Raw genomic sequence first — 12,093 nt, 5'->3', positions numbered from 1 at the left:
CCGCCCGGCCCGGCCTGCGCCGCCCGCGACGGCATGGTCAGGTAGGGATGTTAGGTTGCATTCGCGAGTGTCAACAGAGTTGGCTCGCTCGACGCCACGACCTACAGTTGTTCATGCCCGAGGAGCCCAAGCCTCTTTCAGAGGCGAGTAGCCCGGTGCGTCCCGCGTTTTCAGCAGCTTCAGCGGGGGTTCGACATGATGGTTGCGCGCCGATCTCGCAGGTCGTTCAGTGCCTCGACGTTGACACGGCTTCGTCAGATGCCGGCCAGCGACGCGCTCGCGCTGCTAGCCACCCACGTCAAGCCCGATTCGACCTATCAGCCCCTCAAGGATGAGCACAGCCGCCGCTGGCACGCCAGCACGGCACGCGGCGAGTTCGAGATCCTGACCACGGGCGTCAAGTGGTACGACACACGCGCGCACGCCGGTGGCGGCGGAGCCATCGACCTGGCGATGCACTTGCTCGGCGTGTCGTTCGTCGACGCTGTGAAGCGCTTTACCGCGAGGTAAGAGCGCCGTGGTCCAGATAGTCCGCAAGGCTTCGCTGCCGAGTCCGGCAGACCTGCCGGAACCCTTGGCGCAGCTTGCAGCACAGGCTTTGGCGACTTCGCTTCGCGAGCCGCGTCCTGCCGGTTTCCCGCTTCTTTTCACGAAGCAGTGGCAGTTGATCGAGCCCGCGGTCGCCTTCCTGCATGAGCACGCGATCCAGCGCGCGCACACCGCCGACACGCTCAGAACCTATACCGAGATCCTCTACGACTGGTTCGACACGCTCGAGCAGAACGACATCCCTTGGCACAAGGCGGATGCTGTCGACCTGGTTGCCTATCGCAACCGCATGATGTCGCAGCCCAGTCCGCACACCGGACGTGCGTACCGGACGACGACCATCAACCACCGGGTTCGCGGCGTGCTGCGGTTCTATGCTTGGGCGGTCCGCGCGCATTGGCTGAGCGAATCGGCGCTCGCGGACAAGACCCGCGACTTCGCTGTGTCGAGGCGGTACTCGCCGATCCGGACGCGCTACGCTGCGGACACCGAGCGCAGCATCTTCGTACTGCGGCAATACGAACCGCTGCCCCGCCCGCTGGTCTCCGGGCAGGCTCGCGAACTGCTCGCCTATCTCGCCCCGCCGTACGATCTGATGGCCCGCTGGCAGCTGTACACTGGGCTGCGGATCAGCGAACTCCTGCGGCTCGGCGTCGACGACATCAACGGCCGCCCCACCCCGCTCACGGCGCATCACACCATCGAGATCACGCGCAAGGGCCGCAAGCCGGGCTACGTGATTGCACCGGCCAGCCTGCTCGACGAGACCGATGGCTACATCTCGGGGCTTCGCTTCGCGTGGCTCAAGCGCGCGCGACGCAGGGGACGCGCCGCCCACCACCCGGCGTTGTTCGTCAACGCCCGCGGCGCACCGGTGAGCAAGAACGCCTACCAGCGCGCCGTCAGCCGGGCCGGCCTGGCCTGCGGCTTCAAGGCGACGACGCATCTGCTTCGCGCGACCTTCGCATGCATGCTGCTGGCCCGGCTCGAGTACTTGGCCAGCGAGGGCGCCAAGGTCAATCCACTGCTCGTGGTGAAGATCCTGCTCGGGCACGAGCACATCGAGACCACCGACCGGTACCTGCGTGCCGTCGCCGTCGACGCCTGCGTCCTCAAGGACGTGCTGGACACGCTGCTCGCGGGCAGCGCAGAGCCGTGAGTTCACGGCGCCCGCCGATTCCGCGGACCCTGGCCACCAGACCGCAGGCCGGAACGGGGCACGCGCCACAGCCGGCGCGCCACGACGCGGCTCGCCTGGTTCGCCACACGCTCATCGACTTCTCGTCGTTGCCGCTGCCAGCCGACGTGCGCCTGGCGCTCGCCCAGGCCTTCTGGGGCCATATCGGGGGCCATTCGGATCGCAGCATCGCCTCGTACTGGAAGTCGATACTGCCCTTCGCCCGGTTCGCCGCCGAATCGCAGTCCCTCAGATCGGTCGCCGACCTGGACCGCGCGATGCTGGTTCGCTACATCGAGTGGCTCAACGCGCAACGCTGTGCCGACGGCAGGATCTGGGCCCTCACCACGCAGGCCGCCGTCTATGGGGCATTGCGCCAGCTGCTGCGATGGCTTGAGCGGTGTCGGCCCGACTTGATCACCAGCATCGATTACCCCTTCTCGCCGTTCCCCAACAAGGCCGCCGCGCGGGCATCGCGCTCGACGCTTTCCGGTCGGCAGCTGCGCGCCATCCTCCAGGCCTGTGAGGATGAGATCGCCCAGATGCGCACGGCCCGCGAATCGGCTGCCCGTCAACGCGCCGCCGACGCAGACAAGCCCGGCACTCTCGGCTGGATCCTCGAACAGATCGATCAACGCCACGGAGGAATCATTCCGGACTGGCGCACGACCCAGGCCAGCGGCAATTTCTGGCTGCAGAAGGCCGTTCGCCGCTACGGCGGCGCCAAGCAACTGGCTCCCCTCCTGTACCCGCGCGCGGTTTCGCTGCTGCCGTACTACCTGGCGATCCTGATCCACACGGCCGGCAACCCCGAAGCCATCGCCGACCTCACTCGCGACTGCCTGCAGCCCCTGCCCTTGCTCGATGACCGCGAGTTGCTGGTGTGGTTCAAGGCTCGCGCGTCGCGCATCCAGCGCCGGACCTTTGACCGCGCCGACGCATTCGGGCCGCCGGCCCTGGTACGGGACATCCTGGCCTGGAACGAACGGCTGATCCCGCTGACCCCTCCCCCGCAGCGCAACCGGCTCTTCGTGTTCAAGGGGCAATTCACGGTCAACGCGATGTCGATCATCACGGTCCACCATCAGCTCGGCGCGTTCTGCGATCGCCATGGCTTGCCGCACTTCGCTCCGGCGAACATCCGGCCGAGCGTGCTGAGCTGCTTCTACCGCGCCAGCGGTGACCTGCTGCGCACCAAGGCCGTTGCGAACCACGCCAGCGTCGCCACGACGGTTCGTTACGTGCAAACGCCCCTGGTCGAAGCACAGAACCGCTCGCGCATCGCGGATCTTCAGGGTGCATTCATCGAGCACATCGAAGGGCGGTCGGGTCCGAGCCAGACGCGGTGCGACGCTGCGCCTGAACCATCGCCTCCCCCACGCGGCCGCGGTGTCACGCTGTTCGGCTTCGACTGCAAGGATCCATTCGCGGGCATCGCACCCGGTACTCGGCAGGGCGACCTCTGCGTGAACTTCATGGGCTGCTTCACCTGCCCGAACGCCGTCATCACGCCCGACCCGATGTCGCTGGCGCGCTTGCTTCAGGCGCGCGATCACCTGCGCGCCGCTGCGGCGACCCTGTACCCGGCTCGTTGGGAAGTACTCTATGCCCCGCAGCTGAGGATCCTGGAGGAAGACATCCTCCCGCGCTTCGGCTCCCGCGAGCTCGACGCCGGCCAGAGGCTGCAGGCGCAGCTTCCCCCGCTGCCTGACCTGCGGTGAGGTCGCGCCATGCAACCACGGCGATCCAGCGCGCTGAGAACTTCGGCCGGCACTACGCTCGGCACCTCTGACGATCGCCCATGGTTCCTGAAGAACTCGCGCTGGGAGGATTCGACCTGGATCCTTGCGCCCACCAATGCGCTCGAAGAGAGGCTGCCCGTGCGCCTGCACTGGGACTTTTCGGTCGAGGATGGCTGCAGTTTCACCGACGCGCGCCATGCCCCGCTGCTGCAAACCAGCAAGCGGCTGATCGCCCTCATACGCGGCCGCTCGCTGTACACGGGACTGCCGCTGCGGCCGAGTTCCGTCCTGAACTTCTTCCACACGCTGCGCCTGCTGGTGCGCTGGATGGACCTGGAAGGCCTCAGGCGCTTTGCCGACCTCGATCGGCCGGCGCTGCTGCAGTTCCAGCACCGGCTGTCGGTGTCTCCGACGTCCAGGCACTCGACACGCGCCGCCTCAACGGTGCAGCGGCACCTCGCCTTGTTCAACTACCTCTACCGCTGTCGCGCCGAACTCGGCGACGGTCTTTCGTTCGACCCGTTCCCGGGGAGCAACCATCACGAAGCCGCTGGCGCCCGGGAAGGACTGCGCCGGCCGTGGCCGTACACGCCGGACACTGTCTCGGTGGTGTTGCTGCAGGCCGCCGTCAAGATCGTGACGCACGACGCGGCGCATGTCCTGCAAGCCCGAGAGACCTATCGGCGCGTGATGGCGAGCGCAGCCGCGCCGCCCCACAGCTCAGCACCTGTCGGCCGGGCAACGAGGGCGCTGCGTCGGGCACGCGAGGGTACGTCGGGCGTCGAGCGGCCGGTGACGTCGGTGTCCGAACTCGTGCGGCGCATCGACATGCTCTACGCGGCGTGCTTCGTGGTCCTCTCCTACATGGTCGGTCCGCGTGTCAGCGAGATCCTCCACCTTCATGCCGGCTGCGTGCGGCGGCTGGTCGGCGATGCGGCCGGCGCACCCGTGAGCGTGATCGTCGGCAGCATCTTCAAGCGCCAGCCCGGCTACGATGGCTGTCCCCATGAATGGGTCGCACCGCCCGTGGCCGTCCAGGCGATCTCGGTGCTCGAGGCGCTGTCCGAGCCGCATCGCGCCCTCACGGCTCGCCCGGAACTGTGGCTGCGCCGGCGCCGTGGCAACGGCGCGTGGGAGTGGCACGAGGTGCAGCCCGAACTGCTGGAGATCGCGTCGGCCCCGCGCGTCAGCCATCTGCTGCGGCGCTTCGGCGCCGCGCTCGGCCTGTCGCACCTCGACAAGCCCTGGAGGCTGACGACGCATCAGGGGCGCAAGACCTTCGCCAGGTTTGCCGCGCTGCGCGACCGCAGCTGCCTCTTCGCGCTGGCTCAGCATCTTGGCCACCGCGAGCGCGCGCAGACCGACCACGGTTACGTCGGCAGCGACTATCGGCTCAACCAGGAGATCGACGCCGAGATCCTCAACCAGTCCGTCGCCGCGTGGGAGCACATGCTGGCGGCGCCCGGGCTCGGCGGGCGCGCGGGCGCCGAGATCGTCGCCAAGCGCCCGCGCTTTCGGGGCAGCCGCATGAAGCAGGACCTCAGGAGCTACGCCCGCTTGCTCGTCGACGCCGGCTTGGTGCTCGGCGTGTGCGACTGGGGCTACTGCGTCTACCGCGAGGAACACAGCGCCTGCCTCGGCAACGCGACCGGGCCCAATCCAGCCCGGCGCGAGCCCTCGACCTGCGCGCGCTGCCAGAACTTCGTCGTCTCGGCGCAGCACCGGCCGTACTGGCTCGAACAGGTGCGACGCAGCGAGAGGCTTCTCAACGAACCCGCCCTGCCGCTGCAGACGTTGCGCATCGTCCGCGCGCGCATGAACGAGGCCCGTGGCCTGCTGCGCGCGCTCGGCTCGGACACAGCCGAGGAGACTGATCATGCCTAGGAAGACGCCCGTCAGCTCCGCAGAACCGCCTGCTGCCCAGCGCCTGCATGACGCCCTGGCGGAGATGGTTCGCCAGCACGGCGCCGGCCTGTCGCCGCGCGAGCTGACCGCCAAGGCGCTTTGTGAGTCGGCCGGCATCTCGCGCAACGCGCTTTACCGGTACCACCGCGACGTGCTGCTGGCGCTGCACGACGCCCAGAGCCGCCACCGCGATCGGCCCGAGGCTGCGAAGCGCGTCGCCGCCCAGTTGCGCCGGGAGAATCGCGAACTGCGCGAACACCTCGCCAAGCTGGCCGCGCTGGTCGACCACTACTTCGCGGCTTGGCAAGAGACGCGGCTGCAGCTCGAGCGGCGCGATCGGGAGTTGGCCGACCTGCGCCGGATCCACAGGCCCCAGGTGATCCCATTGCAGCGCTCACCCGGGAACCGGAGTTGACCTTGACACGGGGACAAGGTCTACGCTGCAAGCAATGGGGCAGTGGTGTCCCGTATGGAGGTCTGCGATGAACTGCGACCTCGGATCGAACCTCGTGCTCGCGCGAGGACTGTTGCGGCTCTTCAAGCTGGCCGTGATCGATGGGCACCGTGGCGTAGCCGACCAACTGCTGTGTGCCCTGGAACGACTCGCCCGAAGCGATCCGGGATGCGAACCGATTCTCGATCATGCCTACCTGTGGAGCGTCGGTGGGCACGCCGGCGCAGCGCGTCTGCGCACGCCAGGGCCCGGGCCGCAGTGATCGATGCCGCTGCGACGCCATCGGCTACGCCAGCGACACGCACCGATCCGCATCGCACCCGTCCGCCCTCAGCGCGTCGATGTCGATCACGGCGTCCGCCATCGCCGTCAGCTCGGGGGTCTGCGAGATGAAGAACTCGCGCTCGTAGCCGCCCAGGCGCAGCACTTCCCGCTTCATCGCCATGAACATGCGTTTGCGCTGCGGATCCAGTGCGCCGTCTGCTTCGTCGGTGAACAGCGTCGTGTAGCGGCGCCCGGTGTTGCGGGCAAGGTACAACGCGATCGCCCGGGTCAGGCACAGCTCCACCAAGGTCCGCTCGCCGCCGCTCATCATGCTGACGCTCTTGCTGTCGCCGGTGTCGCCGTCGTGCACGACGATGTCGAAGCCCTCCTTCTGCTCGCCCTTGGACGTTTCCAGCAAGGTGTGGATGGACACCGTGAAGCGCGGTCCGTAGCAGGCCAGCAGCAGGTCGTTCCCCAGTGCCGACAGCGCAGGCCCCGCGTCGTCGATCGCCAGCGCGATCAGCCCGTCGTTGCTCATGCAGCGCGCGAAGAGGCTCCAGTTGCCCAGTTCATCCTCGACGCGGGCGCAATGCGCGCGCAGGCGTTCGCGACGTTCATCCAGCACGCCCTCTTGCTTGGCGACCTCGTCGAGCGTCTGCGCCTCGCGCACCGCCGTGAGCATCGACTGCTCGGCTGCGGCGAGCGCTTCCCGCGCGGCGCCCAGTGCCCGCGCAGCCTGCGCGACCTGCTGCTCGTCGAAGGCGGGAGGCAGCGACCCGAGCGCTTGATCCAGGCGCGCCAGCGCCGCGCCGGAGTGCGTGGTCTGAAGATCCCGTTGTTGCCCGATCGCCGCTCGCGCTGCGGCGATCTGTTGGCGCTCCGCGCGCTCGTCGGCGGTCTCGGCGGCGGCACCGTCACCCACCTCGGGCCCCAGCGCCTGCAGCTCCCGCTCGACCTCGACCAAGGTCGCCTGCGCCTGCGCGCACGCCTGGGCCTTCGAGCACATCACGGACAAGCGGTTCACCCGCTCGCGTGCGACGGTCTCGTGGAACTCGGCCTGCGCCAGGGCCTGCGGCGCGCCGGCCAGTGCCTCGTAGCGCTGGCGTGCGTCGGTGAGCTCCCGTTTCGCCTCGGACTTCTCGCCGGCCAGCCGAGCGACCTGCGCCTGGGCGTTCGGGATCAGCGCCTGCGCCTCGCGCGCATCACCCAGCAGCTTGCAACGCCCCTGCAGGTCCGTGCCGGCGCAAGGCACCTCGCCGGTCAATCCGAACCGGCGCGCCAGTTCCTCGGCCTTCAGCACGGCCCGACCCGCGTCCCGTTCGATGCCGGCGACGCGCTGCTCTGCAAGACGTACCGCCCCCTGGCACTGCGTCAGCTGATGAACCTGCTCGCGGCATGCCTGCGTGCGTGCACTGCGCTGCGTCTGCACGCGTTGCGCCAGCGGCAGGCGCCTTTCGGCGTGCCGCACCGCGCCGGCCTCGGCAAGCACCACCAGGCATCGCTGCCGGGACTGGCCCAAGGCCCGCCGCCGCTGTCGTTCCTGCTGCAATCGGCTGGCGACCCGCTGATCGAGGCGTTCCAGCCGCTGCTGCTCGGCCTGTTCCTGAGCATCGAGCGCGCGCAGCGCCTGAGTCGCGCTTGCCAGCGCGGCTTGCCGTTCGGCCACGAGCTGTGCCCGCCGGGCATCGGTAGCCTGCGACTGCTCGCGTTCGACCACCACGCGGGCGTGCCGCGCCTGGGCGGCCTCCAGGGCGGCCTGTGCCGCCGTCTTCGCGCGCTCGGCCGCCGACACACGATCGTCGGCGCCGTCGAGTTTTCGGCGCACCGCGTCGAGGCGCTGATCCTCCGCGTCGAGCCCGGCCAGTTCCTGACGCTGGGTTGCCAGTCCCGCTTTCAGCAGGCGGACGATTTCTGCGGCCTTCTGGCCCAGTTCCTGGATCTCCTCCTGCCCGAGCAGGTCGGCCAGCAGCGTCTTGATTTCAGCGTTGCGATAGGTGCTGAGCTGCCGTTTGCCTTGTGCGGCGAACACCGAGGTGAAGAACGTCTCGGCACTGCCGCAGAGGCTCTCGACGCAGCGCGTGTACGTCTCCACCCGGCCGTCGGACTGCATACCGTCATCGAGTTGCACCGGCCGCCAGCATCCGGCATCGTCGAGCGTGTGCAGGAACGCCTCGGTGCGGCGGCGGCCGTTGAGGCGGATGACGATCTGCGACCGATAGCATCGGCCCTCGTGCGCCCAGGTCAGGTCCTTCACGCTCTCGGGCAGGTAGACGTGGTCGTAGTAGGAGAAGCCGCCCGCACCGGCCAACGCGACCCGGCTTGGCAGTCCCATGAAGGGCGTGAGGCAGTCCATGATCGTCGACTTGCCGCTGCCGTTGGCGCCGACGATGGCGATCAGGTTGGCGCCGTCCGCCAGGCGCTCGAGGTCGAGGGTGATTTCGTCGCGGCCCAGGCCGTCGCGGATGCCGCGGAAGCCTTTGAGGGTGAGTCGGAGCGGCTGCATGGGATGCCTCGGAGTTGATCTCCGATCAGGCTCTCATGGCCGACGGCGCCTTCAACGGTTGTCAGGGACGACCGTTCACGAGCTTTGCCGCAGGTGGCGATGCTCCGCGACGTTCCTTGTTCAAGTCCCGCTGAGCTCAGCCGGCGCAGCACGACAGTTGCTTCACGTCCTTGGTGAAGGTCTGCGCCGCGAGCTTCAGGGCTTCGACCATCGTCAGGTACGGGAACAACTGGTTGGCGAGGTCGTGCACGCTCATGCCGGCACGGATGGCAATGGCGGCGGTCTGGATGACCTCGCCGGCTTCGGCGGCGACCGCCTGCACGCCCAGCAGCCGGCCGGTGCCCGCTTCGGCCACGAGCTTGATGAAGCCGCGCGTGTCGAAGTTGACCAGCGCGCGCGGCACGTTGTCGAGCGTCAACGTGCGGCTGTCGGTCTCGATCCGCCCCTGGTGCGCTTCGGCCTCGCTGAGACCAACCGTCGCGATCTGCGGATCGGTGAACACGACAGCCGGCATCGCGCGCAGGTCCAGTGCTGCATTGCCGCCAGCCATGTTGATCGCCGCCCGCGTGCCTGCGGCGGCCGCGACGTACACGAACTGGGGCTGATCGGTGCAGTCGCCTGCGGCATAGATGTTCGGTGCGCTGGTGCGCATGTGGCCGTCGACCACGATGGCGCCCCGACCGTCCACCTTCACGCCGGCGCCTTCGAGGTTGAGCGCGCCCGTGTTCGGCGTGCGTCCCGTGGCCACCAGCAGCCGGTCGGCGCGCAGTACCCCGTGGTTCGTCATCACCACGAATTCGCCGCCAGCATGAGCGACGCGGCTGGCTTGCGTCTGCTCGAGCACCTCGATGCCTTCCTCGCGGAACGCGGCGGTGAGTACCTCGCCGATGGCTGGGTCCTCGCGGAAGAACAGCTTGTTGCGCGCGAGGATCGTGACCTGGCTGCCCAGGCGCGCGAAGGCCTGAGCGAGTTCCACTGCGACGACGGACGAACCGATCACAACCAGCCGCGGCGACGTCTCGCTGCTGGCCAGCGCCTCGGTCGAGGTCCAGAACGGCGTGTCTGCGAGGCCAGGGATCGCCGGCACCGCCGCGCTGGCACCGGTAGCCACCAGACAGCGGTCGAACGGCACGACCCGCTCGCCGCCGTCGCGTAGGGTCACCGTCAACGAGTGGGCATCCGTGAAGCGCGCCGTGCCGTGCACGACCGTGATGGCCGGTGTGCCCTGCAGGATGCTCTCGTACTTACCGTGGCGCAGTTCGTCCACCCGCGCCTGCTGCTGCGCGAGCAGCCGGTCGCGCAGGATGATCGGCTCGGCAGCGGAGACGCCAGCGTCGAACGGGCTGCGTCGCCGCAGGTGCGCGACGTGCGCGGCGCGGATCAAGATCTTGGACGGCACGCAGCCGACGTTGACGCAGGTGCCGCCGATCGTGCCGCGTTCGATGAGCGTGACCCGCGCACCGCGTTCGACCGCCTTGAGCGCCGCGGCCATTGCGGCGCCGCCGCTGCCGATGACGGCAACGTGCGACGCATCGCCGCCGCTGCGCTCCTTCTGGCCACTGCCAAGCCAACTGCGTGCCCTATCGAGGAATCCGTCGCGCGACGGACCGGAGGCAGCCTCGGGCACGCGAGCGCGATATCCGGCGGCGGCCACGGCCGACACGAGCTCCGCCACGGGTGTGTCAGTCGCAAGGGTGAGGCGCGCCGTTCCGTTGGGGTAGGACACTTGCGCCGAACGCACACCAGGCACCTTCTCCAGGGCCTGGCGAACGTGCGCGGCGCACGACTCGCAGGTCATGCCGCTGATCGCGAGTTCGGTCATCGGAATGCCTTTCTGGTGGAGTCGCAGCGTGAAGGCTTCAGGCGTGCTTGGGCGGGACTGCGCAGCCATCCGGACCGCAGCGCCGGTTCGCCGGCGAGACGAAGTCCCACACCGACACCGCGACCATCGTCGCGAGGCCCACGTAGAGAAGCTTCTCGGCCACGGTGAAGCTGGCGACCAGCACGATGGCGGGGCCGACCATGCCCAGCACGCTGCGGTGCCACTGGCGGTGGTTGAACCAGCCCAGCGCGTTGGCCAGCAGCGCCAGCGCCGCGAACAGCGGCAGCAGCACGGTGACGAACACGGCCTCGAACTGGCTCAAGAAGCCGAGCCCGAGTGCTGCGCCAAGGCTGGCCAGGGCCGGGAAGCAAGCCCCGCAACCCATCGCCGAGACGATGCTGCCCAGCGCTCCGGCCTTGTCCGCGACCCGCGTCATGACGCTCATACTGTCCTCCTCGATCGCTGCGGCTTCAGCGCTTGACGGTGGACGGATAGCCCGCGTTCTCGGTCGCCGCGGTCAGCTTCTGCACGTTGGCCTTGGCATCGTCGAAGGTCACGATGGCCTGGCGCTTCTCGTAGCTCACGTCGACCTTGCTCACGCCGTCGACCTTCGAGATCGCCTTCTTCACCGTGATCGGACACGCCGCGCAGGTCATGCCCGGCACGTCCAGCGTCACGGTCTGCGGCGCTGCCTGGACACCGGCCGCGCCGGACATGGCGAGGGCCGCGATCAAGATCAGCTTCTTCATGGAGCACTCCTGGTCAGTAGAACAGCGGAAGGACATAGGGGAAGGCCAGCGCGATCAGCACCAGCACGGCCACGAACCAGAAGACGGCCTTGTAGGTGGACCGCACCTGGGGGATCGCGCACACCTCGCCCGGCTTGCACTGCTGCACCGGTCGATAGATGCGACGCCACGCGAAATACATGGCGACAAGCGCAGCGCCGATGAAGAACGGGCGATAGGGCTCCAGCGCCGTTAGGTTGCCGATCCACGCGCCGCTGAAGCCCAGGGCCACCAGCACGAGCGGGCCCAGGCAGCAGGTTGACGCGAGGAACGCGGCCAGTCCGCCGGCGAAGAGCGCACCACGCCCGGTCTGCGATTCCGTCATGCACTTTCCTCGGTGTGTCGGGGACACGATGGCGTAAGCTTATTTCCGTACTCATGTACGGAGTCAAGCGGGATGGACAGCGATCAGCAGGGACTGACGATCGGGGCCGTCGCCAAGGCGGCCGGGGTCAACGTGGAGACCGTGCGCTTCTACCAGCGCCGCGCGCTGCTACCCGAGCCGGACAAGCCCTACGGCCGCATTCGGCGCTATGAGGCGAAGGACGTGGCGCGGGTGCGGTTCGTGAAGGCCGCACAGCGCCTTGGCTTCAGCCTCGACGAGGTTGCGGGCTTGCTGAAACTGGACGACGGCACGCACTGTGACGAGGCGAGACAGCTCGCCGAAGCAAAGCTCGGCGATGTGCGCAAGAAGCTGAAAGACCTGCGCCGGATCGAGTCGGCGCTGGCCGTCCTCGTCCGCGACTGCTGCTCGATGCGGGGCAAGTTGTCGTGCCCGTTGATAACCACCCTGCAGAGGCAGTGAAACAAGTGAAACGCCGCGTGTTGGACGATTGTTGACGCAGCGAATTCAACATAAGGGATGCAGGTTGTCCATCACCGTGGACTT

General features: G+C 68.3%; 12 protein-coding genes. 7 read left to right on the top strand and 5 right to left on the bottom strand.

From position 1 onward, the window contains the following. Positions 1 to 258 precede the first annotated feature (258 nt). The 6 genes from HQN59_RS25505 (at position 259) to HQN59_RS25480 (ending at position 6,089) form a co-directional block, all read left to right on the top strand. The gene (locus HQN59_RS25505; protein ID WP_199232326.1) at positions 259 to 510 is read left to right on the top strand and encodes a hypothetical protein; all 252 of its coding nucleotides are present in this window, start codon (positions 259 to 261) and stop codon (positions 508 to 510) included. 7 nt (positions 511 to 517) lie between these two features. Further along, the gene (locus HQN59_RS26465; RefSeq protein WP_128199374.1) at positions 518 to 1,708 is read left to right on the top strand and encodes a tyrosine-type recombinase/integrase; all 1,191 of its coding nucleotides are present in this window, start codon (positions 518 to 520) and stop codon (positions 1,706 to 1,708) included. Continuing rightward, a complete protein-coding gene (locus HQN59_RS25495) occupies positions 1,705 to 3,447 on the top strand; it encodes a site-specific integrase (RefSeq protein WP_127997790.1) in 1,743 nt (580 codons plus the stop codon). Before HQN59_RS26465 ends, HQN59_RS25495 begins: the two co-directional genes overlap by 4 nt. 9 nt (positions 3,448 to 3,456) lie before the next feature. Continuing rightward, positions 3,457 to 5,352 carry a hypothetical protein gene (locus tag HQN59_RS25490; RefSeq protein WP_127997789.1) on the top strand — a complete coding sequence of 632 codons (1,896 nt, stop codon included), beginning with the start codon at positions 3,457 to 3,459 and terminating at the stop codon, positions 5,350 to 5,352. Next, positions 5,345 to 5,788, top strand: a complete 444-nt coding sequence (locus tag HQN59_RS25485; RefSeq protein WP_112190001.1) for a hypothetical protein — start codon at positions 5,345 to 5,347, stop codon at positions 5,786 to 5,788. Before HQN59_RS25490 ends, HQN59_RS25485 begins: the two co-directional genes overlap by 8 nt. Positions 5,789 to 5,855: 67 nt before the next feature. Beyond that, positions 5,856 to 6,089, top strand: a complete 234-nt coding sequence (locus HQN59_RS25480; protein ID WP_127997788.1) for a hypothetical protein — start codon at positions 5,856 to 5,858, stop codon at positions 6,087 to 6,089. Positions 6,090 to 6,113: 24 nt separating this feature from the next. On the opposite strand, the gene HQN59_RS25475 is transcribed toward HQN59_RS25480, so the two are convergent. From HQN59_RS25475 to merT, 5 genes are all read right to left on the bottom strand, one after another. Then, on the bottom strand, positions 6,114 to 8,594 hold the full coding sequence (locus HQN59_RS25475) for an AAA family ATPase (RefSeq protein WP_112190002.1): 2,481 nt from the start codon (positions 8,592 to 8,594) through the stop codon (positions 6,114 to 6,116). Positions 8,595 to 8,730: 136 nt separating this feature from the next. Further along, complete coding sequence (gene merA, locus HQN59_RS25470; protein ID WP_112190003.1) at positions 8,731 to 10,416, bottom strand: mercury(II) reductase; 1,686 nt, start codon at positions 10,414 to 10,416, stop codon at positions 8,731 to 8,733. 37 nt (positions 10,417 to 10,453) lie between these two features. Next, entirely contained in the window at positions 10,454 to 10,861 is a 408-nt protein-coding gene (gene merC / locus HQN59_RS25465; RefSeq protein WP_112190004.1) for an organomercurial transporter MerC, read from the bottom strand. Positions 10,862 to 10,886: 25 nt separating this feature from the next. Continuing rightward, complete coding sequence (merP, locus tag HQN59_RS25460) at positions 10,887 to 11,165, bottom strand: mercury resistance system periplasmic binding protein MerP (protein ID WP_112190005.1); 279 nt, start codon at positions 11,163 to 11,165, stop codon at positions 10,887 to 10,889. 13 nt (positions 11,166 to 11,178) lie between these two features. Then, on the bottom strand, positions 11,179 to 11,529 hold the full coding sequence (merT, locus tag HQN59_RS25455) for a mercuric ion transporter MerT (protein WP_112190006.1): 351 nt from the start codon (positions 11,527 to 11,529) through the stop codon (positions 11,179 to 11,181). Between the two features lie 72 nt (positions 11,530 to 11,601). Here merT and merR point away from each other — a divergent pair, with 72 nt between their 5' ends. Continuing rightward, positions 11,602 to 12,009 (top strand): mercury resistance transcriptional regulator MerR, encoded by a 408-nt coding sequence (gene merR, locus HQN59_RS25450; protein ID WP_112190007.1) that lies wholly within the window; start codon positions 11,602 to 11,604, stop codon positions 12,007 to 12,009. Positions 12,010 to 12,093: the final 84 nt, after the last annotated feature.

The organism is Rhizobacter koreensis, assembly GCF_013366375.1.
Classification (GTDB): Bacteria; Pseudomonadota; Gammaproteobacteria; order Burkholderiales; family Burkholderiaceae_C; genus Schlegelella_A; species Schlegelella_A koreensis.
This window is presented reverse-complemented; position numbering and strand designations above follow the sequence as displayed.

Excerpts from the sequence above, each read along its gene's own strand:
- merC (WP_112190004.1), bottom strand. The coding sequence starts at position 10,861 with ATGAGCGTCATGACGCGGGTCGCGGACAAGGCCGGAGCGCTGGGCAGC.
- HQN59_RS25485 (WP_112190001.1), top strand. The coding sequence starts at position 5,345 with ATGCCTAGGAAGACGCCCGTCAGCTCCGCAGAACCGCCTGCTGCCCAG.
- merA (WP_112190003.1), bottom strand. The coding sequence starts at position 10,416 with ATGACCGAACTCGCGATCAGCGGCATGACCTGCGAGTCGTGCGCCGCG.
- HQN59_RS25475 (WP_112190002.1), bottom strand. The coding sequence starts at position 8,594 with ATGCAGCCGCTCCGACTCACCCTCAAAGGCTTCCGCGGCATCCGCGAC.
- merP (WP_112190005.1), bottom strand. The coding sequence starts at position 11,165 with ATGAAGAAGCTGATCTTGATCGCGGCCCTCGCCATGTCCGGCGCGGCC.
- HQN59_RS25505 (WP_199232326.1), top strand. The coding sequence starts at position 259 with ATGCCGGCCAGCGACGCGCTCGCGCTGCTAGCCACCCACGTCAAGCCC.
- merT (WP_112190006.1), bottom strand. The coding sequence starts at position 11,529 with ATGACGGAATCGCAGACCGGGCGTGGTGCGCTCTTCGCCGGCGGACTG.
- HQN59_RS25490 (WP_127997789.1), top strand. The coding sequence starts at position 3,457 with ATGCAACCACGGCGATCCAGCGCGCTGAGAACTTCGGCCGGCACTACG.
- merR (WP_112190007.1), top strand. The coding sequence starts at position 11,602 with ATGGACAGCGATCAGCAGGGACTGACGATCGGGGCCGTCGCCAAGGCG.
- HQN59_RS25480 (WP_127997788.1), top strand. The coding sequence starts at position 5,856 with ATGAACTGCGACCTCGGATCGAACCTCGTGCTCGCGCGAGGACTGTTG.